Origin of the sequence: Curtobacterium sp. MCBD17_028, from assembly GCF_003234875.1 — a bacterium.
Taxonomy (GTDB): domain Bacteria; phylum Actinomycetota; class Actinomycetes; order Actinomycetales; family Microbacteriaceae; genus Curtobacterium.
Genome location: NZ_QKTQ01000015.1, coordinates 18,068 through 40,328, shown reverse-complemented (window position 1 = coordinate 40,328; position 22,261 = coordinate 18,068). Strand labels below are relative to the sequence as shown.

37 protein-coding genes are annotated in these 22,261 nt (G+C 70.0%); 32 read left to right on the top strand and 5 right to left on the bottom strand.

The features are described 5' to 3' along the window. Window positions 1-19 precede the first annotated feature (19 nt). From DEI86_RS13715 to DEI86_RS13700, 4 genes are all read right to left on the bottom strand, one after another. On the bottom strand, window positions 20-472 hold the full coding sequence (locus DEI86_RS13715) for a MarR family winged helix-turn-helix transcriptional regulator (RefSeq protein ID WP_111009566.1): 453 nt from the start codon (window positions 470-472) through the stop codon (window positions 20-22). A gap of 374 nt (window positions 473-846) precedes the next feature. Beyond that, a complete protein-coding gene (xerC, locus tag DEI86_RS13710) occupies window positions 847-2,016 on the bottom strand; it encodes a tyrosine recombinase XerC (RefSeq protein WP_111049902.1) in 1,170 nt (389 codons plus the stop codon). After that, window positions 2,016-2,402: a hypothetical protein gene (locus DEI86_RS13705; RefSeq protein WP_111049901.1), complete on the bottom strand. Its 387-nt coding sequence runs from the start codon at window positions 2,400-2,402 to the stop codon at window positions 2,016-2,018. The genes xerC and DEI86_RS13705 overlap by 1 nt, the downstream gene beginning before the upstream one ends. Before the next feature lie 10 nt (window positions 2,403-2,412). Then, the gene (locus tag DEI86_RS13700) at window positions 2,413-2,814 is read right to left on the bottom strand and encodes a helix-turn-helix transcriptional regulator (protein WP_111049900.1); all 402 of its coding nucleotides are present in this window, start codon (window positions 2,812-2,814) and stop codon (window positions 2,413-2,415) included. 121 nt (window positions 2,815-2,935) lie between these two features. On the opposite strand from DEI86_RS13700, the gene DEI86_RS13695 reads away from it, so the two are divergent. From DEI86_RS13695 to DEI86_RS13580, 27 genes are all read left to right on the top strand, one after another. Then, window positions 2,936-3,199: a helix-turn-helix domain-containing protein gene (locus tag DEI86_RS13695; protein WP_146244949.1), complete on the top strand. Its 264-nt coding sequence runs from the start codon at window positions 2,936-2,938 to the stop codon at window positions 3,197-3,199. Then, the gene (locus DEI86_RS13690) at window positions 3,199-3,381 is read left to right on the top strand and encodes an AlpA family transcriptional regulator (protein WP_111049898.1); all 183 of its coding nucleotides are present in this window, start codon (window positions 3,199-3,201) and stop codon (window positions 3,379-3,381) included. Before DEI86_RS13695 ends, DEI86_RS13690 begins: the two co-directional genes overlap by 1 nt. Before the next feature lie 70 nt (window positions 3,382-3,451). Beyond that, window positions 3,452-3,586 (top strand): hypothetical protein, encoded by a 135-nt coding sequence (locus tag DEI86_RS16930; RefSeq protein WP_258376556.1) that lies wholly within the window; start codon window positions 3,452-3,454, stop codon window positions 3,584-3,586. Continuing rightward, complete coding sequence (locus DEI86_RS16625) at window positions 3,583-3,987, top strand: hypothetical protein (protein WP_111049897.1); 405 nt, start codon at window positions 3,583-3,585, stop codon at window positions 3,985-3,987. Before DEI86_RS16930 ends, DEI86_RS16625 begins: the two co-directional genes overlap by 4 nt. Next, entirely contained in the window at window positions 3,984-4,262 is a 279-nt protein-coding gene (locus tag DEI86_RS13680; RefSeq protein ID WP_111049896.1) for a hypothetical protein, read from the top strand. Before DEI86_RS16625 ends, DEI86_RS13680 begins: the two co-directional genes overlap by 4 nt. Further along, window positions 4,259-4,804, top strand: coding sequence for a crossover junction endodeoxyribonuclease RuvC (locus DEI86_RS13675; protein ID WP_146244946.1), 546 nt, complete (start codon window positions 4,259-4,261; stop codon window positions 4,802-4,804). Before DEI86_RS13680 ends, DEI86_RS13675 begins: the two co-directional genes overlap by 4 nt. Then, window positions 4,801-5,136, top strand: coding sequence for a hypothetical protein (locus tag DEI86_RS16620; RefSeq protein WP_181439788.1), 336 nt, complete (start codon window positions 4,801-4,803; stop codon window positions 5,134-5,136). Before DEI86_RS13675 ends, DEI86_RS16620 begins: the two co-directional genes overlap by 4 nt. Then, a complete protein-coding gene (locus DEI86_RS13670; RefSeq protein WP_181439787.1) occupies window positions 5,133-6,290 on the top strand; it encodes a YqaJ viral recombinase family protein in 1,158 nt (385 codons plus the stop codon). The genes DEI86_RS16620 and DEI86_RS13670 overlap by 4 nt, the downstream gene beginning before the upstream one ends. Next, window positions 6,291-7,403, top strand: coding sequence for a hypothetical protein (locus DEI86_RS13665; RefSeq protein WP_111049893.1), 1,113 nt, complete (start codon window positions 6,291-6,293; stop codon window positions 7,401-7,403). Continuing rightward, on the top strand, window positions 7,400-7,912 hold the full coding sequence (locus DEI86_RS13660) for a hypothetical protein (protein ID WP_111049892.1): 513 nt from the start codon (window positions 7,400-7,402) through the stop codon (window positions 7,910-7,912). Before DEI86_RS13665 ends, DEI86_RS13660 begins: the two co-directional genes overlap by 4 nt. A gap of 9 nt (window positions 7,913-7,921) precedes the next feature. Beyond that, entirely contained in the window at window positions 7,922-8,521 is a 600-nt protein-coding gene (locus tag DEI86_RS13655) for a hypothetical protein (RefSeq protein WP_111049891.1), read from the top strand. Next, on the top strand, window positions 8,518-8,886 hold the full coding sequence (locus DEI86_RS13650; protein ID WP_111049890.1) for a hypothetical protein: 369 nt from the start codon (window positions 8,518-8,520) through the stop codon (window positions 8,884-8,886). The genes DEI86_RS13655 and DEI86_RS13650 overlap by 4 nt, the downstream gene beginning before the upstream one ends. 298 nt (window positions 8,887-9,184) lie before the next feature. Next, window positions 9,185-9,892, top strand: coding sequence for a hypothetical protein (locus DEI86_RS13645; RefSeq protein WP_146244945.1), 708 nt, complete (start codon window positions 9,185-9,187; stop codon window positions 9,890-9,892). Then, window positions 9,889-11,241, top strand: a complete 1,353-nt coding sequence (locus tag DEI86_RS13640; protein ID WP_111049888.1) for a ParB/RepB/Spo0J family partition protein — start codon at window positions 9,889-9,891, stop codon at window positions 11,239-11,241. Before DEI86_RS13645 ends, DEI86_RS13640 begins: the two co-directional genes overlap by 4 nt. Then, window positions 11,238-11,597: a hypothetical protein gene (locus tag DEI86_RS13635; RefSeq protein WP_111049887.1), complete on the top strand. Its 360-nt coding sequence runs from the start codon at window positions 11,238-11,240 to the stop codon at window positions 11,595-11,597. The genes DEI86_RS13640 and DEI86_RS13635 overlap by 4 nt, the downstream gene beginning before the upstream one ends. Continuing rightward, the gene (locus tag DEI86_RS13630) at window positions 11,597-11,809 is read left to right on the top strand and encodes a hypothetical protein (RefSeq protein ID WP_146244944.1); all 213 of its coding nucleotides are present in this window, start codon (window positions 11,597-11,599) and stop codon (window positions 11,807-11,809) included. The genes DEI86_RS13635 and DEI86_RS13630 overlap by 1 nt, the downstream gene beginning before the upstream one ends. Continuing rightward, window positions 11,809-11,952, top strand: a complete 144-nt coding sequence (locus tag DEI86_RS16615) for a hypothetical protein (protein WP_181439786.1) — start codon at window positions 11,809-11,811, stop codon at window positions 11,950-11,952. The genes DEI86_RS13630 and DEI86_RS16615 overlap by 1 nt, the downstream gene beginning before the upstream one ends. Next, the gene (locus DEI86_RS13625; protein WP_111049885.1) at window positions 11,952-12,758 is read left to right on the top strand and encodes a helix-turn-helix domain-containing protein; all 807 of its coding nucleotides are present in this window, start codon (window positions 11,952-11,954) and stop codon (window positions 12,756-12,758) included. Before DEI86_RS16615 ends, DEI86_RS13625 begins: the two co-directional genes overlap by 1 nt. A gap of 4 nt (window positions 12,759-12,762) precedes the next feature. After that, entirely contained in the window at window positions 12,763-14,052 is a 1,290-nt protein-coding gene (locus DEI86_RS13620) for a replicative DNA helicase (protein WP_146244943.1), read from the top strand. 5 nt (window positions 14,053-14,057) lie between these two features. Continuing rightward, window positions 14,058-14,582: a helix-turn-helix domain-containing protein gene (locus DEI86_RS13615; protein WP_258376555.1), complete on the top strand. Its 525-nt coding sequence runs from the start codon at window positions 14,058-14,060 to the stop codon at window positions 14,580-14,582. Further along, on the top strand, window positions 14,582-14,788 hold the full coding sequence (locus DEI86_RS13610; protein ID WP_111049882.1) for a hypothetical protein: 207 nt from the start codon (window positions 14,582-14,584) through the stop codon (window positions 14,786-14,788). Before DEI86_RS13615 ends, DEI86_RS13610 begins: the two co-directional genes overlap by 1 nt. Window position 14,789: 1 nt before the next feature. Beyond that, on the top strand, window positions 14,790-15,287 hold the full coding sequence (locus DEI86_RS13605) for a single-stranded DNA-binding protein (protein ID WP_111049881.1): 498 nt from the start codon (window positions 14,790-14,792) through the stop codon (window positions 15,285-15,287). Further along, window positions 15,287-15,748, top strand: a complete 462-nt coding sequence (locus tag DEI86_RS13600) for an HNH endonuclease signature motif containing protein (RefSeq protein WP_111049880.1) — start codon at window positions 15,287-15,289, stop codon at window positions 15,746-15,748. Before DEI86_RS13605 ends, DEI86_RS13600 begins: the two co-directional genes overlap by 1 nt. After that, window positions 15,745-16,698: a hypothetical protein gene (locus tag DEI86_RS13595; protein WP_111049879.1), complete on the top strand. Its 954-nt coding sequence runs from the start codon at window positions 15,745-15,747 to the stop codon at window positions 16,696-16,698. The genes DEI86_RS13600 and DEI86_RS13595 overlap by 4 nt, the downstream gene beginning before the upstream one ends. Beyond that, window positions 16,695-17,015 (top strand): hypothetical protein, encoded by a 321-nt coding sequence (locus tag DEI86_RS13590; RefSeq protein ID WP_111049878.1) that lies wholly within the window; start codon window positions 16,695-16,697, stop codon window positions 17,013-17,015. Before DEI86_RS13595 ends, DEI86_RS13590 begins: the two co-directional genes overlap by 4 nt. Then, entirely contained in the window at window positions 17,015-17,725 is a 711-nt protein-coding gene (locus DEI86_RS13585; RefSeq protein WP_111049877.1) for a hypothetical protein, read from the top strand. Before DEI86_RS13590 ends, DEI86_RS13585 begins: the two co-directional genes overlap by 1 nt. Continuing rightward, complete coding sequence (locus DEI86_RS13580; protein ID WP_111049876.1) at window positions 17,715-17,912, top strand: hypothetical protein; 198 nt, start codon at window positions 17,715-17,717, stop codon at window positions 17,910-17,912. Before DEI86_RS13585 ends, DEI86_RS13580 begins: the two co-directional genes overlap by 11 nt. A 231-nt stretch (window positions 17,913-18,143) precedes the next feature. Here the strand turns inward: DEI86_RS13580 and DEI86_RS13575 are convergent, their stop codons facing one another. Further along, complete coding sequence (locus DEI86_RS13575; RefSeq protein WP_181439785.1) at window positions 18,144-18,608, bottom strand: hypothetical protein; 465 nt, start codon at window positions 18,606-18,608, stop codon at window positions 18,144-18,146. A 73-nt stretch (window positions 18,609-18,681) separates the two neighbouring features. Here DEI86_RS13575 and DEI86_RS13570 point away from each other — a divergent pair, with 73 nt between their 5' ends. From DEI86_RS13570 to DEI86_RS13550, 5 genes are all read left to right on the top strand, one after another. Further along, a complete protein-coding gene (locus tag DEI86_RS13570; RefSeq protein ID WP_111049874.1) occupies window positions 18,682-18,846 on the top strand; it encodes a DUF4236 domain-containing protein in 165 nt (54 codons plus the stop codon). 59 nt (window positions 18,847-18,905) lie between these two features. Beyond that, a complete protein-coding gene (locus DEI86_RS13565; protein WP_111049873.1) occupies window positions 18,906-19,322 on the top strand; it encodes a hypothetical protein in 417 nt (138 codons plus the stop codon). Then, window positions 19,319-19,657, top strand: a complete 339-nt coding sequence (locus DEI86_RS13560) for an HNH endonuclease (protein ID WP_146244942.1) — start codon at window positions 19,319-19,321, stop codon at window positions 19,655-19,657. The genes DEI86_RS13565 and DEI86_RS13560 overlap by 4 nt, the downstream gene beginning before the upstream one ends. A gap of 378 nt (window positions 19,658-20,035) precedes the next feature. After that, the gene (locus DEI86_RS13555) at window positions 20,036-20,428 is read left to right on the top strand and encodes a hypothetical protein (RefSeq protein ID WP_111049871.1); all 393 of its coding nucleotides are present in this window, start codon (window positions 20,036-20,038) and stop codon (window positions 20,426-20,428) included. Continuing rightward, window positions 20,334-22,253 (top strand): hypothetical protein, encoded by a 1,920-nt coding sequence (locus tag DEI86_RS13550; RefSeq protein WP_111049870.1) that lies wholly within the window; start codon window positions 20,334-20,336, stop codon window positions 22,251-22,253. The genes DEI86_RS13555 and DEI86_RS13550 overlap by 95 nt, the downstream gene beginning before the upstream one ends. Window positions 22,254-22,261: the final 8 nt, after the last annotated feature.

The following is a 22,261-nucleotide window of genomic DNA, read 5'->3' as shown; positions in this document are numbered from 1 at the left end:
GTCGCCGCCGGTCCCGGGACTACGTCCCGTCTCCGCCCGCGGCGGCCGCGTCGGACACGACGCCCTGCGCCTGCTCGAGCAGCCCGGTCGCGAGGTCGTTCAGCACGAGGTACAGCCCGGCCCGGTGCTCGGCGTCGACGGCCCGCATGACCCCCTCGTAGCGGCGCCGGATCTGCGCGACGACGGCCTGACCCGCGGGTTCGAGCGTCAGCAGGGACCCGCGCCGGTCGGCCGGGTTCGGGATCCGCTTGATGAACCCGCCCGCCACGAGTCGGTCGAGCATGCTCGTGACCGCACCGGAGGTCAGCTCGAGGAACCCGGCGACCTCGGTCGGCGTGGACCGGGCCGTGTCGTCGATGAGCACGAGCGCCCGCAGCGCGTTCTCGTGCACGCCCGCGAGGAGGCTCAGCTGCCGCATGAGCGCGGCGTTCGCCCGCTGTACGGAGGTGAACGCCGCGATGAGGTCGGACACGTCCTCGTCCGCTGTTCCCACCCGTCACCCCCCCTGCTCCCGCCCGGAGGTACGCACGCTACACCGAGTCCAGGTCGTCCTCGGCGCGACCCGCGAGCGCCGCGGTTGCCGGACGACGCCCCCGATCGAGGGGGACGACGGCCGCGCCTGGCAACGACGAAGCCCCGAACCTGCGGCTGATGCCGGGAGGTCCGGGGCTGGTGGTGCGCCCCCTGGGACTTGAACCCAGAACCCACTGTTGAGGGCTGATAGTTCGGGTGATCTCGGGCTATCTCGGAAAGTCCCGACCAGCGTGCGGATTGCTCTTTCCGAGGTTGGGCCAGCGTTGGTCTATCTCGGTGGATATCGGGAGCAAACCGCCGGGTAACCGGTGGCTACATCCCGGATTCCACTGCTTCCGCGAACCGATCGAGGATCGTCCGAACGTCGGGCCCGACCTTGGCTTTCGCGGCGTAGTGCTTCTTCGTGACGGCGTTGCTCGAGTGCCCTAGCTGAGCGGCCGCGACGTCGATGCCGTCCTCTCGGTCCAGTACCGTCGCGACGGCTTTTCGGAACGTCTTCGGGGTGATCCAGGTTGGGTAGTCCCAGTGCTCGCGGAAGTCCCGCCACTGCCTGCGCATGTTGTTCGGCGCGCGAAGAGTTCCCGTTGAGGATGGGAACACCCACTCCCCCTGGGACTCGGTGCGTCGTCGCAGCAGCATCGCCACGGCGAACGACGGCAGTCCCAGGGTTCGGTGCGATGAGTCGCTCTTCGGCCGCTCCTGCCGGCGCAGTCCTTGGCCGGTGATCTGGACGACGGTGGAGCGGATCGTGACCGTGGGCAGATCGGCTCCGAGGTCGAGGTCTGTCCAGCGGAGCGCGAGGACTTCGCCCGTGCGGGCGCCGGTGGCGAGGAACATGTCGACGATGTCGGCGAGGTCAGTGACGCGGCCTCGCCCGCCCTTGTCGGTGCCGCGGTCCCACTCGGCCACTCGCTTGCGCATGAGGGGCACGTCCTCCATGTCGACGACGAGAATGTCCTGCCGTGCGGCGCGGACGGTCTCGGTCTCCCGGACGGGGTTCGTGGGGGCGGCGCCATGCCGGACGGCGAGGGACATCGCCCCGGTCAGCACGACGCGGGCTCGTTTGGCGGCGGCGTCGCCGTTGGTGGCGCGGACGGCGGCGAGGAACCGGTCGACGAGTGGGACTGTGCACTCACGGATCCGGACGTCACCGAGCGCCGGGAGGATGTGCACGCGCAGAGAGCGCCGGTAGGCCTCGAGGGTGGACTCGGCCAGCTGCCGCTGCTCAAGCGCCGATGCCCACTGCTCGGCGAGGTCGCGGACCCGGCTGTCACCGGTGAGTTCGCCGCCGTGCATGCGGGTCCGGTCCCTCAGGTGCTCGACCAGCGCGTCCTCGGCCTGCCGACCGCTAGCGCCCTGGCGCTCGACCTTCCGAGTGACGCCGTCGAAGTCCCGGAACCGCGCGGACGCCACCCAAGTGGCACCGCGCTTGGTGCGGCTGATCTTCCCCCAGGTGCCGAGGACGAGCGGTGGTCGCGGCATCAGGCCACCTCACTAATCCGGAGTTCGCCGGCGAGGATCGCCTGCTGGAACACCTTCACGCAGTGGAGCGTGACACCGAGCTCCTGCGCGATCGCGAGGGGACTGGCGCTGATGCGCTCGGCGCGTGCGTAGTCGTCGGGGTGGATGAGCATGCGTGCTGCCTCTCGCTGTGCTCGGTGTTCGAGGGCGGGGTGGCACGAGCGGTCGCGGTGCTTCGCGTGCACGTACTCGTGGCAGAGCGTCTCCGCCTCGAGCGCAAGGGTGAGGTCAGGGCGGATGACGATGAGGCGCTGGTCGTCGTAGTAGACACCCAGGCGGCCGGGCGGGAGTTCGGTGCTGTACTCGAGTCGCACCCCCAGCGACTCGATCAGGCGGAACACGTCCACGAGCCCCCTCTCAAGGCCGATCCTGCTCGCGCTCCTGCTCCGATTGGTAGTCGGGGCGGTCGGATGCTGCGATCGCTTCGTCGGCGTCCAGGGTGATCGCCGACGAGCTGTCACTTTGACGCAGAGGTGTGACATTGCTGGCTCCGTCGAAGCGCGCGCGGAATGCCTCGTCAGCTTCGATGCGCGCCACGAACACGTCCGGCTGCATGCCGATGAGCTCGCAGAAGTCCTCGATGTCGTTGAGGGACCACTCGTAGGTGTCCTTCACGCGCTCGCGCACGTAGCCCTCGGACTTGCCGAGCTGGCGTGCGAGCTCTCGTCCGGACATCCGATGGTTGCCCATCTCACGGCGGATCGCTGCGGAGACCAGCTTGGCGAACTCGTTCGGCTCAGGTGCCTGGTGTCGTGCCACGCGAGGACTGTACTGGTTCCGGACACTAACTGTCTACCTAGAAGCGCGTTTGCGTGTCCAGACGACACTCCGCGCGTCAAGGTGCTTGCGTATGCGTGTCTAGACGCGCACACTGTCTGCCATGGAACAGAACGTGACTCCTTCAGGGCACAAAGTGCCTCTGCGCGAGCAGGTTGCGTCCAACGTTCGGGCGGAGCTCGCTGCGAACCGGATGACGGCCGCGGACCTCTCCCGCATCCTCCATGTCGGCTACCGGGCCGCGCTCCGACGCTTCAACGGTGAGCAGGAGATCGGCCTGGGCGAGCTGGCAACGATCGCGGCGGCGCTGCAGGTGCCGGTCTCGGCGTTCTTGGCTCCGCGCCCCGTCGAGCGGGCGGTGGCGTGATGGCTGCACTGCTGAGTCTCGAGCAGGCCGCCGAGTACCTCGGCGTTCGGCCTTCGACCATCTACGACTGGCGCACCGACCGGAAGGGCCCGCAGGCCGTGAAGGTCGGCCGGCTCGTGAAGTTCCGGGTCGAGGACCTGGACGCCTTCATCGACACCCAGGTAGAGCGCCGCTCCGCCTGACCCTCCCCCACCGCGCGCGGCTCCCGAACGCCGCCGGGTTCTCTCCCTCACATCTAGGGGCAACGACACCATGAAGCAGAACATCAAGAGCTCAGTGCGCCCGAAAACACGTCTGAGCGACCGCATCCGAGCCGTCGGACCGCTGATCCTCGCGATCGCTGGCGTCCTCGGCCTCGCGCTCTCTCAGACCGGAATCGGCCGATGACCGGGCAGATGATCTCGGCGACCGCGCTCGCCGAGGGCGACCTCGTCATCCTTGAGCACAACGAGGACCGCGCGACGCGTCTCGTCGTCGAGGTCAGCTACGACACCGCGTGGGTGACGATCTTCCACCGCGACAGCGAGGGCGCGGGCCCCGTGGCGTTGTCGTCGGTGCCGGTCGATTCGATGGTGGTGCTGCTGCCGTCGCGGGCGGCGCGGTCCGAGCCGTCGGAGGCGTCGCGGGTGCTGCTGCGTGGCGTGCCGTGGTTCACGGCCGTCGCGGTCATCGCGCTCGTCGCGGTGCTCGTAGGGGCGCCGCGAGGGGGCGGCGCGGGGTTCCTGATCGTGGTGCTGTGGCTGGTCGCGGTGGTGCGGATGGCGACGACGCCGGACGGCCGGCGGTGAGCGCGGTGGAGCTGCCCGCGAACCTGCAGATCGCGCTCGCGGACTACCCGCAGTGCGACAAGCGGACGCAGCGGCCGGGCGGCATCGTCGAGCGCTGCGCGAAGCCGTCGGAGTGGGCGATCCGCTGCAACCGGTGCGGTGCCGTCGCGATGGTGTGTGACGAGCACGGCGCTGAGGTCGCGAACGTGCAGCGGCCGCAGGGATGTGCGGTGTGCAAGCAGGTGGGGCTCGTGCCGCTGCGGTGGACGTTCATCTTCCTCCGGTGCCGGTCGTGACGGCCGTCGTCGGGCTCGACCTGTCCCTCGCTTGCTCGGGCGTGACGTACATCTCGCCCACCGGCCATATCGACGCCCGTCGAGTGCAGACGAGCACGACGAGCGGCGTGCTCGAGGAGTGGCGGCGGATCCGGACGGCGGCGGCGCGCGTCGTGCGTCTCGTGCCGGCGCCGTGCTTGGTCCTCGTGGAGTGGGCGTCGTACGGGTCGAAGTTCGGCGCGCAGGACGAGCGCGGTGCACACCGGTGGCTCGTCGCCGGGACGCTCGCGGAGCTCGGCTGCGACGTCGTGAAGGTGTCGCCGAAGCAGCGGGCGAAGTACGCGACCGGCAACGGCAACGCGAAGAAGCCGGAGGTGCTCGCAGCGATGCGGGACCGGCACCCGGGAGTCGCGATCCCGGACGACAACGTCGCGGACGCTCTCGCCCTCGGGGCGATGGGCGCGCGGTGGCTCGGGCACCCGGTCGACGGGGACGCGAGCCGTGAACAGCAACAGGTCATGCGCGCAGTGCGGTGGCCTCAACGAGAAGGAGCAACAGCGTGAGCAAGATCAGCATCTCCGGCCAGGTGCCGGCGGAGCAGAACAACGGGCTCATCGATCACGAGGCGGAGCTGCTCGGCGAGCGCACGCCGGAGCCGCTCGTCGCGATCGTGATCATCGACCGGCACGGGCTGAAGTTCGTCGACGACAAGCAGGACTGGTCGGCGACGGTGAAGTTCCGGCACATCGAGCCCCTGTCGGGCGCGGCCGCGGACACGGCGCGGGCGCTGCTCGAGTCGGCGTACCAGACGCGGACGGGCGAGGCGAAGCTCGACTTCGGCGACGTCGACGGCGCGGCGGCCGAGGACGGCGATCCGTTCGGGGACGACGAGTGAGCGCGGCGACGGCGGCGCTGCCCGCGTGGCTCGAGGCCCGCGCCGGCGCACCGGACACGGATCGCACGCAGTGGCTGTTCGAGCGTGCGCAGGGCGTCACGGCGACGGAGGTCCGGGACCTGTACCTGCGGGCGAAGGGCCTCGGCGGTCGGTCGGCGGAGGACCTCATCCGGGAGAAGCTGGCGCTGCTCCTGGCGCCGACGCCGGAGGCGCGTGAGGCGGCCGCGGCGGCGACGTTCGTCGGGAACCGCTACACCCAGTGGGGGAAGACGCGGGAGCCGATCATCGCGCAGCAGCTGCTCGACGAGTTCGGGATGCTGCCGGAGGCGCGTGTGTTCCGATCGCGCGACGACGCGCGGCACCTGGCATCCCCGGACGGCGTCCGCGTCCGTGAGGACGGCGCGCTCGAGGTAGCGGAGATCAAGACGTCGGGCGTCGACATCGCGCCCGGCACGGCGGCCTACCGCAAGAAGGGCTACGAGTACCAGCAGCAGTGGGTCATGGGCGTGCTGGGCGCGGAGCGGTCGCTGTACGCGTGGGAGCAGCACGACGGCGACTGGCTGCCGCGTGGTGGGCAGTTCGAGGAGCCGGAGCCGCTGGACCTGTACGTCCCGTCGGCGTGGATCGACTTCGACCACGAGATGTTCGGCGAGCTCGTCGTGCTCGCTGATCACTTCCTCGAGCGCCTCGACGCGGCGCTGGCGGCGGCGCGTGCTGGCGAGGGGCCGGTGATCGACGAGGAGCTGGACACGCTCGCCGTGAACTACCTCCGCGGCCTCGAGCTCGAGAAGGAGGCGAAGGCGCTGAAGGAGCCGGCGTACCGAGCGATGTTCGACCTGCTCGACGCCGGTGAGCCGGTGGTGCAGGAGTCGGCGCTGGCGCGGGTGTCGTTCACCCCGGCGGTCGTCGAGTCGAAGCCGACGTTCGAGTTGGACCAGGTGCGCGCGAAGGCGGCGGCGCCGGCGGGCCTGTACGAGCGGCTCGAGCAGGCGCAGCACGACGTCGAGCAGGCGCAGGAGGCGCTGGCGCGTGAGCAGCTGCTCGTGGACGCGCACGAGGCGGAGTTCGTCGTGCAGGCGGGCGTGGAGCAGGTCGTGGTGAAGAAGGCAGCGCTGCGGGTCACCGCGGCGAAGGGCACGAAGGAGACGAAGTAGATGGCGCTGCAGACACGCAAGCCGACGGGACTCCCGTCGTGGCCGATCGGGCTGCTCGCGGGCAAGGAGAAGACGGGGAAGTCGTGGGCGTGCGCTCAGGCGTCAGCGTCGCGTCTCGTCGCTCGGACGCTGTGGATCGGGATCGGTGAGAACGACCCGGACGAGTACGGCGTCGTGCCGGGCGCGGACTTCGAGATCGTGCTGCACGACGGGTCGTACCGGGGCATCCTCGGCGCCGTCCGGGACGCGGTCGCGGAGCCGCGCGGTGACCGGCCGAACCTGATCGTCGTCGACTCGGGGACACGGCTGTGGAACCTGATCACGGACAACGCGCAGGTCGCGGCGAACCGGCGGGCGAAGGGCCGGAAGAACGCGAACAACGACTACACGATCTCGATGGACCTGTGGAACGTGGCCGCGCAGCAGTGGAAGGACGTCATGGACGTCCTGCGGTCCCACGACGGGCCCGTGCTGGTGACGGCGCGTCTCGACGAGGTCGCGGTGATGGACGGTGGGCAGCCGACGACGGAGCGCACGTGGAAGGTGCAGGGGCACAAGTCGCTGCCGTTCGACGTCGACTGGGTCGTCGAGATGCGCGAGCGCGGGAAGTACCTGCTCACGGGCGTCCGGTCGGCGCACATGCCGCTCGAGGGTCCGCAGGACGTGAAGGGCTGGACAGTCGACGCGATGTGGTCGCGGCTCGGGATCGAGCAGGGTGCCGCGATGGGAGCTCGGACGCACTCGGACACGGTGCGGGAGTCGGAGGACGGCGAGCAGTCAGCGGCCGCTCCCCGCGCGCAGCGTCCGCAGGGGTCCGGCCGGAACTGGATCGCCGAGGCGGACCAGGTGGCGACGCAGGAGGGCGCGAACGCGCTGTGGCGGCAGATCCCGCCGCACGAGAAGTCGCCCGAGATCCGGGAGCGGATGCGTGCGGCGGTGACGGCGGCGCAGGCACGTGAGCCGGAGCCGGAGCCGCAGTGGGCCGAGCAGCAGGCGCCCGAGGCGACGACGAGCTGGGCCACGGCCGAGGTGCCGCAGTCCGAGGGCGGCCCGATGGCGCTCGACGGCGTGGACGAGGCCGAGGCGGAGCCCGAGAGCGGATACGACCGGTGAGCGCGGTGGATGCCGGCACGGGCGAGGTGATCGAGCGTCCGGTGCTGAACCCGCGGATCGCGGCGGTGCTCGAGACGGTCGGCATCCACCGGCCCGACCCGACCGACGCACTGCACCGGGCTCTCGCGGAGGCGGTCGGTCGGACGCTGACGGGCTCGTACGGGGCGCAGCTGATCGCGATGCGGTTCGAGGTCGCGCAGTTCCTGCGGGAGGCCGGCGAGGGGTACGCGACCGCGAAGGCGAAGTACGAGCACCACGTCGCGTCGACCACGGTCCGCGAGGTCGCGGCGAACAAGACGTCTCGGACGCTGGCGCAGCAGATGGCGGAGGGCTCGGACGAGGGTCACCGGCTGCTGCTCGAGCTGCTGGTGGCGGAGAAGCGGGAGCAGTGGCTGCGGAAGCTGCTCGACACGTTCGCGGCGGCGGGCGACAACCACCGCACCGATCGCGCGGATCAGCGCGCGGCGGATCAGTTCCAGGCTCACGGGCACGTTCCGGAGCAGAGGTAGGAGAAGACGATGCCCACTGGGTACACGGAGGCGCTCTACAAGGGCGACAAGCAGACGTTCGAGCAGTTCGCGATGAAGTGCGCACGGGCGTTCGGCGCGCTGGTGGAGCTCCGCGATGAGCCGAACGCACTGATCCCGGAGTGCTTCGAGGTGTCGGAGTACGAGCGCCGGCGGCTGGACGAGGCAGTCGAGCTCGTTGTGGCGCTGAAGCATCGGTCGCCGGAGGACTGGTCTGCTGCACAGGACGCGGAGGTCGCCGAGCACAACGAGCACGTTCGGACGGCGATCCAGGCCGCCGGGGAGCGCCGGATCCGGTACGAGCAGATGCTCGCGCAGGTGCGTGGGTGGACGCCGCCGACGTCGGAGCACGAGGGGATGCGCGACTTCATGGTGGAGCAGCTGACGACGTCGATCAAGTTCGACTGCTCGACCAGCTACCTCGACGAGCAGCGGCCGCTACCGGTCGACGAGTACGCGCTCCTGAAGCAGGACAAGGCGGCTCAGGAGCTCGAACGTGCCGAGCAGTCATGGCGTGACGCGAAGGAGCGTGCGGATGCTCGGACGTGTTGGGTGCGCGCCCTGCGGGAGTCGTTGGGGGTGCGAGCGTGAGCGACACGATGCTGGTGCGTCGCGGCGACGTCGTGCACGTTCGGGGCTGCGACCGCACCGCGGGCGCGAAGGTGACGCCGGTGTACTCGACGGGCCCGGGCATGCAGTTCTGCACGCTGTGCGGCGCGGAGCCGCGGCCGAAGGTGGCGGCTGGGTCGCTCGGGTCGAGCGTGGTCGGGAAGACGGTGGCGGTGCCGCCTGCTGGTCTGGACGAGGCGTTCACGGGCCGCGTGCTGTCCGTGGCGCACGAGGGTGGCGCGACGGGTCGCACGATCACGTCGTTCCTGTTCGAGCCGGCCGAGGCGCTTGGTCGGGCGCGGTCGCTGACAGTGGACTCGTCGGTGCGGGTCGAGGTGCGATCGTGATCGCGGGCTCGTCGCGTCCGGTGCGGCCGAACACGGAGCGTTCCGCGCGGTGCTGGCGGTGCGGTGTCGACTTCGCGCCTGGTGCGGAGCGGGTGAAGTCCGACGCGCCGTGCCGCGACTGCCGACGGGCGCTTCGCGAGCAAGGTGACGAGACGCGCTGGCGGCGGGGGCAGGCAGCGTGAGCGGCCACGACCTGTACGCCGACGACTTCCCGCCGCATGGGACGACGGCTGGGTACCGCGCGGGATGCCGCTCGAGCGGCGCTTGCCCGGGTCGGCTCGAGCGGGGTCAGACGTGTGTGCAGGCGAACCAGCGGTACGCGTCGGACTGGGCGTACCGGAAAGCCGTTGACGCAGACCGGGAACTGGCAGCCCTCAGCCCGGATCCGTCGCCCGAGGAGACAGTCGTCGCGAAGCCGAAGCCCCGCTCGCGGCCAAAGCCGCCCGCGCCGACTCCGGTGGCGCCAGAGCTGCAGCAGTGGCCGGACGAAGCAGCGCCGTCGGCTGTGGATCTGCTCGCCGAGAAGCGAACGACCGAGGGTCGCGAGCTGCACCTCGTCGAGGGAGGGCCCGTCGTACCGATTGGGAAGCACGGCACGACGAACGGCTACCAGCGCGGCTGCCGCGACCCCCAGGCGTGTCCGAAGGGCGACGACGGGCGCTCCTGCGTTCAGGCGTATCGCGACTACCAGCGCGAGTACCGCCTGCGCCGGAAGGCGCAGGAGCAGGAACGTCGCGAGGCCGACGCTCCGGTGCAACCCGCTGATGCGCAGCCAGTCATGCCTGCCGTCGAGGTCGTCGAGGCCCCGCCGGTGGCTGAGGACGAGGAGCCGCGGCCGCGCGGGAAACAGGTTCTCGACGATGCAGTACGGACGCTCGCGGAGGCCCTCGAGCTGCAACGCGCCATCGCTCAGATCGGTGAGCGAGCACTGCGCACCATCCGGATCGAGATCAATCACCTGCGTCGCGAGGTCGCGGCGCACGAGAGCAAGCAGGAGAGGTCATGAGCAACGAGGGAACGGTCGTGCGGGTGGACCCGGCGACGCTGATCGTGGCGGCGAACGTCCGGTCGAACACGAAGGTGACGAAGGAGTTCGTCGCGTCGGTGAAGCTGCATGGGGTGCTGGTGCCGATCACGGCGCAGGAGGCCGAGGACGGGCTCCGCGTGGTCGACGGGCAGCGGCGGACGCTGGCGGCGCTGGAAGCCGGCGTGGCGGAGGTGCCGGTGTTCGTCGTCGCGCCGCTCGAGGACGCGGCGCGGATCGTCGACCAGGTGGTGGTGAACGATCACCGTGAGCAGCTGGACGAGGTCGAGCAGGTGCTCGCGATGAAGGAGCTCGAGCAGCTCGGGGTGAGCGCTGCGGCGATCGCCAAGCGCACGGGCACGAAGCGGAAGGCCGTCGACGGCGCTCTCGCGGTCGGCGGGTCCGAGCAGGCGCTCGTCGCGATGCGCGAGCACCAGCTGTCGTTCGACGCGGCGATCGCCATCGCTGAGTTCGAGGGCGACCGGGCCGCGCAGGACCGCATCATCCGCATGGGTGCGAGCTCGTACGCCGTGGCGCAGGAGCGCGAGCGTCGGGCGTCCGCTGCGCTGGCCGCGGAGGTCGAGGCGCAGGGCGTGAAGGTGATTCAGCACCCCGACTGGGACGACGCACGAATCCGTCCCGCCAGTCGGCTGTACCTCGATGAGGCGATGACCCAGCGACTCGACGAGGTCGAGCACGAGGAGCTGGTGCGGCTGGCGGGCGACGGGCTGCGAGCGTGGGTCGTTCTCAAGTGGACGGCAAGTGACGGTCGGGAGCCGTCGGTCGAGTATGGCGTCTCGGGCTGGAAGGACCGCGGGTTGTTCGCCCGGGAGGTGCCGACGAGCTCCGCCCCGAAGCCGGAGACGCCGGAGGAGATCTCGGCCGCGAAGGAGGAGCGCCGCCGCAGTCGCGAGTCGACGAAGGCATGGTCGACGGCGACGGGTGTGCGTGTGGCGTGGCTGCAGGAGCTGCTGCAGCGACGGACGCTTCCGAAGGGCTGGGAGCTGCTCTCCGTTCGGCGGTCGCTCGCGTCGTCGATGCAGGGCTACCCATGGTCGATGGTGCTCACGCTGCTTCGCACCGAGCGGTCGTCGGGCGGTCTCGGGAAGTACGACGTCGAGGCGTACCTGACCGAGCACCCGACTCGTGCGCCGCAGGTGGCGTTGGCGCTGGCGGTCGGGTCGCTCGAGGGTGCGCGTGAGTTCGACCGGAAGGGCTGGCAGGGCCACTTCGGTGAGACGAAGCCGTACCTCGAGCTGCTGGCGTCGTGGGGGTACGAGCTGTCCGACGTCGAACGGCAGGTCATCCACGCGGAGACGGTCGCAGCATGAGCTCGCTCACTCCGAAGGCGCTGCTGATCGCGCTCGAGCAGCGTGACGGTCGCCGGTCCGCGTGGACGGGGAACGAGAGCGACACGCTCGTGCCACAGCATCGCGCGAACCGGGGCATGGGCGGCCGGGGGTCGTTGGACCGGCTGTCGAACCTGGTGTGGCTCGAGAGCGACCTGAACGGGCTGATCGAGTCGGACCCGGAGTGGCAGCAGGTGGCGGTGGCGCGCGGGATCAAGATCAGCGGCCACCAGGATCCCGAGGACGTCGAGGTACGGCACGCGGTGCACGGGTTGGCGCTGCTGACGGACGACGGCGACGTGATACCGGTCGGGCCGGCCGTGGAGGTGTGGTCCTGATGGCGGTCATCGCGCAGTTCGACGGCGGCACCTGCCGTGACTGCCTCGCCCCGATCGTCGTCGGAGACCCCATCGTCCCGAAGGTGCTGGACGGGAAGCGGGTGTGGACGCACGAGACCTGTCCCGCCGGCAAGTGGGACTCACGACCGGGCGTCGAGGTGTGCACCGAGTGCTGGCTCGAGAAGCCGTGCGCGTGTGAAGACGGCCAGTGATGGCTGCGCTGAGCAGGGACGCAGTGCTGGCGCACCTCGCGAGGTGGCAGGGCCACCAGAGCCTGCTGGTGGCGGCGATGGCCGAGGGCATGAGGACCCGCATCGAGGCGGGCGAGATGGACGAACGAGAGGAGGAGAGCTGATGGCAGCCGATGTGACCGCGGACGCGTACTTCGCGATCGTGCCCGAGTGGGTGCTCGACAGCGGCGTCTCCGGTAACGCGGTGAAGCTGTACGCGATCCTGCGCCGATACGCGGACAACGCGACCGGGGAGGCGCATCCGTCGCGGCGGACGCTGGCGACGCGGATGGGGTTCTCGCGGCCGCAGTCGATCGATCCGATCGTGCAGGAGCTCGTGCAGGCGAGCGCAGTCAGCACGTTCGAGCGGTGGACGCACGCGGGCGATCAGGACTCGAACGGGTACCACGTGAGGACGCAAGCGCCGCACAGGGTGGTGCGGCAGAGCGCACCACCGGTAGTGCGGCAGAGCGCACGAGGGGTGGTGCGCGAGACCGCACACAAACCAGAGCCAGTGGAACTAGAGCCAGAGGAACTAGAGGGGCCGCGCAAGCGCGGCTCACGCCTCCCCGAGAGCTTCGCCGTGGACGACGTGATGCGGCAGTGGGCGAAGGTCAACGCGCCGTCGGTCGACGTCGTCGCGGAGACGGAGATCTTCCGGGAGCACTGGGGGTCGAAGGCCGGCCGGGACGCGGTGAAGGTGAACTGGCGGCTGACTTGGCAGACGTGGATGCGTCGTCAGCACGGGTGGAACGTCGACCGTGGGTGGAAGCCGACGACGCGGGCAGCGAACGTCACGGACGAGGTCCTGGCGGAGCAGAAGGCCGCGTGGTGCGCCGAGCACGGGATCACGGTCGCGGAGTGGGACGCGCACGAGGGCGACGAGGCGTGGCGGGCGGAGGTGATCCGTCGTGGAGGATCAGCAGGCTGACGTCATGGCGGAGCAGTCCGTCGTCGGCGCGATGCTGCTCGACAAGGACGCGATCTGGTCGGCGCTCGAGGTGCTGCAGCCGGGCGACTTCTACCAGCCGCGGCACGAGGCGATCGCGAAGGCGGTCGTGGCGCTCGCGCAGCGTGGGGAGCCGACGGACACCCTCGCGGTGATCAATGAGCTCGAGCAGACGGGTGCGATCGCCCGGGCAGGTGGCGCCCCGTACCTGTTCGAGCTGACGTCGACGGCGACGATGCTTGCGGCGGCCGCGTCGGTCGAGTACCACGCGGACATCGTGCGGCAGAAGGCGATCCGCCGACGTCTGCGGGAGGCCGGCGTGCGGATCACGCAGATGGGGACCGCGACCGAGGGCGACCCGATGCAGCTGGTCGACACGGCGCAGCAGGAGCTCGAGGACGTCGCGAAGAACACCCGCGTGCAGGTGCACGCCGTCGGGGAGACGATCGCGGCGACCATCGACCGGCTGCAGGAGCGGCCGGAGTACGTGTCCACGGGCTTCGAGTCGCTGGACCGGGTGATCGGCGGCCTCGCGGCGGGGAACCTCGTCATCGTCGGCGCCCGGCCCGGCGAGGGGAAGACGATCCTCGGGATGAACCTCGCGACGCGGCTCGCGACGCACGGGATGGTCGTGTACGTCTCGCTCGAGATGTCGGAGGACGAGCTGCAGTTGCGGCTGCTGTCGCAGTTCGGCGAGGTCCACATGAAGTCGCTGCGGAACCACACGCTGAACGACGAGCAGTGGAACCGGGTGGCGATCGCGCGTCGCGCGATGCAGGGCGCGCCGATCTTCATCGACGACCGCTCGACGACGCTCGCGGAGATCCGGTCGTTCGTGCGGACGGTGTCGCGCCGCGGGAAGCTCGCCGGCGTTGTCATCGACTACTTGCAGTTGATGGAGGGTGCGACGCAGCAGCAGTCCCGGCAGGAGTTCGTCGGCGCGGTGTCGCGGGCGCTGAAGAAGCTCGCGAAGCAGCTCGGGGTGCCGGTGATCGCGCTGTCGCAGCTGAATCGCCTCGTGGAGGGTCGGAAGTCGCGGGTGCCGATCCTGTCGGACCTGCGCGAGTCCGGGTCGATCGAGCAGGACGCGGACGTGGTGCTGCTGCTCTCGTACGACCGGGCGAGGCCGCACGACCTGACCGTGTCGGTGGGGAAGAACCGGCACGGGGAGCTGGGCGAGGTGTCGCTGATCTGGCAGGGCCAGTTCGCGCGCCTGAGGGACAGGACATGGTCGCCGCACGGTGCGGTGGCCCTCGACGGAACGGAGGCAGCGTGATGACGATGGAACTGCGTAACGAGCCGGTGCAGGCGCGTTCGAAGACGACGCTCGAGCGGCTCACGACGGCGGCGCGCGAGGTGGTGGACGAGGTCGGTCTCGACCGGCTGACGACGGCCGACGTCGCGGTCCGGGCGGGGCTGAGCATCGGGACGGTGTACCGGTACTTCCCGGACCGGATCGCGATCCTGAACGCGATCGAGCCCGAGCGGGCGATCGCGGCGGAGGTGCGTGAGGAGCGGCGTCGGCAGGACGCGAAGTGGGGCGAGCAGAACCACCCGGACGGCACCGGCGCAGGTCGCTACCCGGACGTGATGATCAGCAAGTCGTGGGGCGGCCTCCGCGACCTGTTCCGGGACCTGACCGACGCGCACGCCGCTGACGACACCGTGACCTTCCTCGACATCCTCGCCGAGGAAGTCCTCGAGGCGTTCGCCGAGGACGACCCGGTGAAGCTCCGGACCGAACTGATCCAGGTCGCCGCGGTCGCGCAGCAGTGGGTGTCCGCGATCGACCGCAGGACCGCCTGATGGGCGTCACGAGGACGAAGACCGAGATCGTCGCCGACGCGTGGGCGGACGACTTCGGCGGCGTATCCGTCGAAGTCCGCGGCACGCAGGCGCAGCTCGAGATCGCGGAGGCAGCGCAGCTCCGCGACGAGCTCGATGAAGCAATCAGCGCGGCACTGACTTGCCGCATCGAGAAGACCGCCACGGCGGCAGAGACGGAGAACTGAGATGGCCGGAGAGACCGTGATCACCGTGGTGGGGAACCTCACCGCGGACCCCGAGCTGCGCTACACGCAGAACGGGAAGCCGGTGGCGAACTTCACCATCGCGAGCACCCCGCGCACCTTCGACCGTCAGGCGAACGAGTGGAAGGACGGCGACGCGCTGTTCCTCCGAGCGAGCGTCTGGAACGAGTTCGCCGAGCACGTGTCCGGCAGCCTCACGAAGGGCAGTCGCGTCATCGTGCAGGGCCGGCTCCGCCAGCGCTCGTACCAGGACCGCGAGGGCAACAACCGCACGTCGATCGAGCTCGACGTCGACGAGATCGGCCCCTCGCTGCGGTACGCCACCGCACAGGTCACTCGCACGTCCGGCGGTAGCGGTCGCGGCCAGTCGAACGGCGGCGGTCAGCAGGCCGAGCCGTGGTCACCGCAGAGCAACGCGAGCAGCCAGGACGTGTGGAACACGCCCCAGGGCGGCACGTACGACGACGACCTGCCGTTCTGATGCCCGTCGAGACGTGGAACATGGTCGCGATCCCGAAGCGGGTCGCCAAGCGCGCAGCGGAGCGGTTCGAGGAGAACGAGTCGGGCTGCCACCTCAGCACCTACTCGACCGGCTCGCACGGGTACGCGCAGATCGGCTGGCAGCAGGCTGCTGAGCGCCACGTCGTCCTCGCGCACCGCGCAGCGTGGACTGCGGCCAACGGGCCCGTGCCGGTCGGGATGACGCTTGACCACATTTGCCGTGAGCGGCGGTGCGTGAACGTCGAGCACCTGCGGTTGCTGTCGAACTTCGAGAACGGGCGCCGGAACACGGGCGTCGACTTCCCGCTCGGTCAGTGCGCTCACGGGCACGGCGACGAGCACCTCCGCACCTACACGCGCTCGGGCGGCAAGAAGTCGCTCGGGTGCTCGATCTGCCGCTCCGAGATGCAGCGGCGCTACCGAGAGAAGGCGGCAGCATGACCGACACCATCGAGACCGAGGAGCTCGCGCCCGAGATCCGCATCGGACTGAAGGCCGCGACCGCACGACGTCGCCTCGAGGACCTCCCCGAGCTCGTCGCCTACATCCGCTCGCTCGTCGTGCCCACGCTCGGCGGCGCGAAGGACGGCATGCCGAGGGCCGCGTCGAAGGAGCCGCCGCTGCCGATGCGCGCCGACGCGGCGGACGATGCGGACGCGATCTGGCGGCAGCTGATCGAGTGGGTCGACTTCTGGGCCAGCGTGTTTCAGGTGAAGCCGCCCGCGGCCGCGCAGGCAGCATGGCGGAACGAGAACGGCGACCTGCTCGGCTTCCGACCGCACATCACCCCGCCCGGCGCCGGCGTCATGACGAAGTACCTCGTCGACTGGCTCCTCGTCCGACACGAGGCGATCGCCGACAAGCAGTCCGGCGAGCTGTACTACGACGACGTCGCGGACCTGCAGCAGGTCGACCACGAACGGCAGTCGCGCTCGTCGATCTGGGGGAAGTACCCGCGTGCGCCCCGCCGGCAGCGGCCGGTGCTGCCGCGGCCGTGCCCGGTGTGCGACCACTACGCGTACGGCGCCGAGTGGCCCGACGGCGGGCAGCCGGAGGACGTGGTGCTGCGATGCGAGCACTGCGGCCACGTCGACGAGCAGCCGCTCACGACGTCGAAGGGTGCGCGGCAGGTGATCGTGGAGCTCCGCGAGGAACGGCAATCGTGGGACCGCCGCGGCGTGCTCGCGTTCTACGACATGCACGGCTACTACCCGACCGAGGAGGAACCTCTCGACCGCGAGCGCTCCTTGCCCGTCTGCGGCGCCCTGACGCTCGTCGACGGTCGCACGTTCGTGTGCACGCTCCTGACCCGGCACGAGGGCGACCACAGTGCGGCGCCGGGTGGCGATGGGAAGCGGTTCGAGTGGCCGCGAAAGGAGCAGGCAGCATGACCGAGCAGGAGTACACGCCCACCACCGAGCAGGTCCGCGAGAACTACTACGCGTCTCCGGGGGTGATCGAGTGGGAGGCGTCACGTGCAGCGGCGTTCGACCGGTGGCTCGCCGCGCACGAAGCCGAGGTCCGCGCGTCCGTGCAGGTGCCGACGCGCGAGCAGATCGACACCGCAGTGGGTGCGGTGCTGTTCAACGCATCGAACTACCCGCGACCAGCCGTGCCGCACATCGCGGGTCAGGACATCGCACCGCTGCGTACGAAGGTCACCGACGCCGTGCTCGCCCTGCTCTCGCAGCCGAAGGGGGACGACTGATGGTGGCGAACCACGACACTGTGGCGGGCATCCTCGGGCGTCCCGGCTACTGGCAGGCGCGAGCCGAGCAGTTGGAACGAGAGAACGCCGAACTGCGCGCCCAAGTAGCGGCGCTCTCGCAGCCGTTTCCGAGTGTCGAGCCGGAGCGAACCGCCGACGACGAGTACGAGGGTGGTCGCGCCGACGGGTGGGCGGCCGCGATCGACGTCGCCCGCGCTGTCGCCGAGGAAGAGGGCGACATGGACTACGAGGAGACGAATCGAGCAGCCGGAGCGGTCGCAGTTCTCGCCGCGCTGGAACGTGGTGGCGAGGTTGCGCCGTCCTCAACCGTCGCCGAGCCGGTCCGCATCGAGGACATGGCACCGGGGACGACGTTCCGAGCCGAGACGTTCCGCGGGTACGCCTCGCACTGGACCTGGCTGGGTGACGGGTTCGTTCGCTCCGGCATGGGCATCGACCATTGGCTCCGAGGGTCCGACGGATCGAGTTACATCGACCCGTCCACGGTCCGCGACGTGACCCCGCCACCCACACAGCCCGAGACGATCACGGACCACGAGTACGTCGAGGGCCGATTCGGCGATGACGGCGTCTGCCACGCACACACCCCTGGCGTGACGAACTACAGCGCCTGGCCGAGTCGCTGCTACCACCCACGAGCCGAGCACGCCGCGCCCGCACAGCCCGAGGGGACCGGCAGTGCCGGATGAGGAGTGGTGGACGAAGCGGCAGGCGTGCCGACACCTGCAGATCACCGCGAAGACGTTCGAGCGGTACGTGCAGGACGGCATGCCGACCCTCACCGTCGACCGGCGCGTGTTCGTGAAGCGCGACGTCGTCCAGGCGGAGTACCGGCGCCGGAGACTCGCGGAGAAGGCAACACGCGCCACGCCGTAACCGCGCGCTTCCGGGCATGTCGCATCGCGTGTGTACACTGGCGCTAGCGAACGACCATGCCAACCCGGCTCGGTCGCACCACGAAGGCCCTCGACATCACGTCGGGGGCCTTCGTCGTACCAGCTCCCGGCGAGGCGTCGTTGCCCCGGGCAGGGGATGATCCACCCGCGTTCGGGCGAACGGATCCCGGGCCGGCCGCTAGCTTGGAGGAGCGCGGCCGGCCCGACGACCTCACTGAAGGCGCACCCGTCCCTTCCGCTGACGACCCTTGTAATCACGCCAGCGGACATGTGCGCGCTTCGCGACAAGCAGCTTCCCGCCACTGCCGGTAGCTCGCTGCCACTTGCCGTCTCCGTCACGCTGGTAGCGGCCGAGCGCGAATCCCATCGCATGCGTCTCGTCGAGCTCGGCAACCTCACCTGGCGCAGCTGCCCCCAGCGCCTTGTAGGTCCGGGTGCGCATAGCCTTGTCCTTCGCCTGGGGAAGCCGGATCGTCATCTCGATGTGTGAGGCGAATGACCCACCCGTGTTTCTCAGATGCCAGCGGAATACGCGGCCCTGGGGCTCGAGCAGCGTGAACGAGGCAGGCCGAGGTCGGGTGCGCTCGAGATGAGCTGTCCATGCCTGCCAGCCAGTGAAGAGGGCGGCGAGGATCGACACGATCAGTGCGGCGATCGCGAGCGCGGCGGCGTCCATGGTCGTGATCGTACGACCTGAGGCGGGCTCGTCAGAGTGGAAGCGCGGGGCGTACGGGTGCATGATCAGCGCCATGGGCATCTTGTTCCGCAGTCGCCGCAAGGTCGGTTCGAACCTGTGGCTGAACCTCGCCAAGAGCGGCGCATCCCTCACGGCGCGCGCTGGACGAGCGAGCGTGAACAGCCGCGGCCGCGTGACAGTGCGGCTCGCCAAGGGCATCACCTGGCGCATCAAGTAGCTGTCCCGCGTCGCACTGCGGGGTAGGTCACCGACCAGCACCCGCAGAAGGGACGCGTCATGCCGTCGTTCACCACCGCCGACGTCGTAACCCTCGACAGCGTCTACCGCGACGCACTACCGGACGCCGAGCTCCGCGACGCCGAGATGAGCGCTCTGTGCCTGTCCGACGCTGGACTGCTCGCCGTCGCGAACTACGCCGCCGACGTCGCCCGCGTCGAAGCCACCCCGACCGTCAGCACCGACCCGGTGGACGTTACCGACACCGACGGCCGCGTGATCGCGCAGGTGCCGCCCGAGCTGAACATCCTCGCCGGCATCGAGGACCAGCTCACCCGCATCGCCGAGAACACCGGCCATGCACCCACCCCCATCACCGCGGAGCAGGCGGTCGCCGTGTGGACGGACATGGTCCGCATGTACGAGGACCTCGCCGTCCCGTACCTGAAGGCACTCGGCATCACCGTCGACGAGTGACCGTGGACAACGGCATCACCGTCCCAGCATGGTCCGGCCGCCGCGCACAGCAGGCACTCGAGTGGGTGCGGCAGTCGTACGGCCCACGCGGACCGCTCGCCGGCTCGACCGCCGAAGCGCGCATGCACGGCGCACCGTGCGTCATCTGCGGGATGCGCATCGACTACAGCAGCCGCGGGAAGGCCGACAGCCTCACCGTCGAGCACGTTAAGCCACGCCGCCACTACCCGCACCTCACGTGGGATCGCAGCAACCACCGGCCAGCGCACGCGTCGTGCAACTACGCGGGCAACAGCGACCGACCGAACCAGTCGCTCGGCCTCACCTCGATCTGAACCCACAGAGGAGGCACCGACCGTGCACACTCTGACCACCACCCCGAACGTAGTACAAGTGCGGACTTGTATCGGGGTGCAAGATTCGTCCAAATCCGCCAACGCCCATCGCAACCCACTAGGGGCGGGGGTGAAGATCCACGCCACCGCACGCGCCGACAGCGCCGCCGGTGGTGTCCTCCCCCCCCTGGGGTGGTCGGAGGGGGTCGCGCGCACGCCTGAGGGGTTGGGTCGGGCTGCTGGGGAGGGTCGGAGGGCCCGCAGGAGGGCCGTGGAGGCCGTTTCGGGCCAGTTCGGGGGACGAAAGGCTCCCGAATCGGCGGCTGAGACCGCTCGAGGAGCGATTTCGGGGTACATCAGGCCGGACTGGGCGTCGAAGTGAGCCTCGCGGAGCAGTTCGAGGCGTCCGTGGAGGCGGCGCAGCACCTCGACGAGCGTGATCACGCCGCTGTCGAGCTCGGTCGGATGATGGCCCGCAAGATCGACGCCTGGATGGTCATCGTCGGGTGGGCGGAGGCCGACGCGGAGGAGCGTGGCGGCCGCCCGCTGGTCCCGCAGAACGACAACGTCACGATGTCGGCGTTCCTGAAGACGTGCGACGCGTTGGGGCTGACGCCGATGAGTCGGAGAGCGATCGATGCCGCCTCGCGGCCGCGGATGACGGGCGGGGGCGACAGTGGCGACGACGACGAGGACGACAAGCCGCGCGAACCGGCCCGGGTCACGTCGGCGGCCGAGTACCGCAGTCGCGCAGGTCGCCGATCCTCGTGACGGGTCGATCCACGACGAGTACGTCTACGCCGGCTGGGAGAAGCTGAGCCCGCGGAAACGGTACGGGAAGGCTGTTCCGCGGCTCTGGACGCCGTCCCTGCGCGAGCTGACGCCGGAGACGTCACTCGGGTTCGACGTCATCAACTTCGCGCGCGACGTGCTCCGCCAGGACCTGCTGCCGTGGCAGCGGTGGCTCGCGATCCACATGCTCGAGCTGCGCGTCGACGGGTCGCTGCGGTTCCGGAAGGCGATCGTCTTGGTCGCTCGCCAGAACGGCAAGTCGACGTTCATGCAGATCCTCGCGCTCTACATGATGATCGCGGAGGCGTGGCCGCTGACGCTCGGCACCGCGCAGGACCTCGGGACCGCTGAGGAGGTCTGGGAGGACGTCGTCTCCACGCTCGACGACGACCCGGAGCTCGCAGGCTTCGTGAAGAAGGTCACGAAGGTCAACGGCAAGAAGTCGCTGCTGCTCACCACGGGCGAGCGGTACCTGGTGAAGGCCGCGAACCGCCGCGCGGGCCGTGGGCTCCGCGGGAACCTCGTGATCCTCGACGAGCTGCGCGAGCAGCAGACGTGGGCGGCGTGGGCGGCGATCTCGAAGACGACGAACGCGCAGCGCCTCGCGCTGGTCGTGGGGATCTCGAACGCCGGCGACATCACCTCGGTGGTGCTGTGGTACCTGCGGCTACGCGCGCACCGCGCACTCGGGGACCCGGACGGCATCGACGTCGAGGGCGACCTTCTCGCTGCGGCGACGCCGGGCAACGTGGAGGCGGCGATCGAGTCGCCGTACCTCGAGAAGTTCGACGTGGACGTCGAGGGTGAGGACGACGGCGAGGACGACGAGTTCTACGACGACGAGCTCGACGAGAACCCGTTTGACGACGAGGACGACGACGACGTGTCCCTCGGCCTGTTCGAGTGGTCCGCGGCGCCGAACCTCGACCGGATGGACAAGGACGGGTGGGCGCAGGCGAACCCTTCGCTCGGGCACGTGATGGAGATCCGGGCGATCGCGTCGGATGCGAAGGACGACCCGGAGTGGGTGTTCCGCACCGAGGTGCTGTGCCAGTGGGCGAACACGTCGCTGTCGGGCCCGTTCCCGGCCGGTTCGTGGGAGCGCGGCCAGAACCATCCCGTGGTGCGTCCTGACGGCTCCTACGCGCTCGACGACAGCGACCGCATCGTCGGCCAGTTCGACGTCTGCATCGAGCAGACCGCTGACCGGTCCATGTACTCGCTCATCGCCTGCGGGAAGCGCCCGGACGGCGTCGACCAGGTCGAACTCATTGCGTACCGGTCCGGAAGCGACTGGATCGCGGACTTCCTCCTGCACGACGAGCGCTGCCGCGGCCGGGTGCGCCGCGTTACCGGGCAGACCCGCGGCGCTCCCGTGTCGGCGTTCATGGCTGACCTCGCCGACAAGTACGCGAACCCCGCCGACCCGTGGATGCTCGAGGTCGTGCCGTGGCTCGGCGCTGACCTGACGATCGCGTGCGCGATTCTCAGCGACGCGGTCGTCGGCACGCCGGAGAAGCCGGAGCCGACGGTGCGGCACAACGTGCAGCCGATCCTCGACACCGCCGCCGGCACCGCGGTCGTGAAGCAGCTCTCCGGCGGGTGGGTCGTGGACCGCGACAACTCCCCCGCCGACGCGGCACCCCTGATGGGTGCTGCGGGCGCGCTGTGGCTGTCGCGGAAGCACGCCATCGCACCGCCACCGCCACCGCCACCGCCGCGAGCGGTGCGGTCGGCTGACACCTCGCTGACTCGTCAGGGTCCCTCGTCCCTGACGAGCGACCTCCGGAACGTCGGCTTCTGACGAAGGGA

Coding starts and splice junctions, on each gene's coding strand:
- DEI86_RS13595 (WP_111049879.1), top strand. CDS start 15,745: ATGACCGACACCATCGAGACCGAGGAGCTCGCGCCCGAGATCCGCATC.
- DEI86_RS13665 (WP_111049893.1), top strand. CDS start 6,291: ATGGCGCTGCAGACACGCAAGCCGACGGGACTCCCGTCGTGGCCGATC.
- DEI86_RS13615 (WP_258376555.1), top strand. CDS start 14,058: ATGGAACTGCGTAACGAGCCGGTGCAGGCGCGTTCGAAGACGACGCTC.
- DEI86_RS13605 (WP_111049881.1), top strand. CDS start 14,790: ATGGCCGGAGAGACCGTGATCACCGTGGTGGGGAACCTCACCGCGGAC.
- DEI86_RS13640 (WP_111049888.1), top strand. CDS start 9,889: ATGAGCAACGAGGGAACGGTCGTGCGGGTGGACCCGGCGACGCTGATC.
- DEI86_RS13610 (WP_111049882.1), top strand. CDS start 14,582: ATGGGCGTCACGAGGACGAAGACCGAGATCGTCGCCGACGCGTGGGCG.
- xerC (WP_111049902.1), bottom strand. CDS start 2,016: ATGCCGCGACCACCGCTCGTCCTCGGCACCTGGGGGAAGATCAGCCGC.
- DEI86_RS16615 (WP_181439786.1), top strand. CDS start 11,809: ATGGCTGCGCTGAGCAGGGACGCAGTGCTGGCGCACCTCGCGAGGTGG.
- DEI86_RS13585 (WP_111049877.1), top strand. CDS start 17,015: ATGGTGGCGAACCACGACACTGTGGCGGGCATCCTCGGGCGTCCCGGC.
- DEI86_RS13625 (WP_111049885.1), top strand. CDS start 11,952: ATGGCAGCCGATGTGACCGCGGACGCGTACTTCGCGATCGTGCCCGAG.
- DEI86_RS13570 (WP_111049874.1), top strand. CDS start 18,682: ATGGGCATCTTGTTCCGCAGTCGCCGCAAGGTCGGTTCGAACCTGTGG.
- DEI86_RS13565 (WP_111049873.1), top strand. CDS start 18,906: ATGCCGTCGTTCACCACCGCCGACGTCGTAACCCTCGACAGCGTCTAC.
- DEI86_RS13600 (WP_111049880.1), top strand. CDS start 15,287: ATGCCCGTCGAGACGTGGAACATGGTCGCGATCCCGAAGCGGGTCGCC.
- DEI86_RS13635 (WP_111049887.1), top strand. CDS start 11,238: ATGAGCTCGCTCACTCCGAAGGCGCTGCTGATCGCGCTCGAGCAGCGT.
- DEI86_RS13655 (WP_111049891.1), top strand. CDS start 7,922: ATGCCCACTGGGTACACGGAGGCGCTCTACAAGGGCGACAAGCAGACG.
- DEI86_RS13620 (WP_146244943.1), top strand. CDS start 12,763: ATGGCGGAGCAGTCCGTCGTCGGCGCGATGCTGCTCGACAAGGACGCG.
- DEI86_RS13695 (WP_146244949.1), top strand. CDS start 2,936: ATGGAACAGAACGTGACTCCTTCAGGGCACAAAGTGCCTCTGCGCGAG.
- DEI86_RS13630 (WP_146244944.1), top strand. CDS start 11,597: ATGGCGGTCATCGCGCAGTTCGACGGCGGCACCTGCCGTGACTGCCTC.
- DEI86_RS13590 (WP_111049878.1), top strand. CDS start 16,695: ATGACCGAGCAGGAGTACACGCCCACCACCGAGCAGGTCCGCGAGAAC.
- DEI86_RS13575 (WP_181439785.1), bottom strand. CDS start 18,608: ATGGACGCCGCCGCGCTCGCGATCGCCGCACTGATCGTGTCGATCCTC.
- DEI86_RS16625 (WP_111049897.1), top strand. CDS start 3,583: ATGACCGGGCAGATGATCTCGGCGACCGCGCTCGCCGAGGGCGACCTC.
- DEI86_RS13690 (WP_111049898.1), top strand. CDS start 3,199: ATGGCTGCACTGCTGAGTCTCGAGCAGGCCGCCGAGTACCTCGGCGTT.
- DEI86_RS16930 (WP_258376556.1), top strand. CDS start 3,452: ATGAAGCAGAACATCAAGAGCTCAGTGCGCCCGAAAACACGTCTGAGC.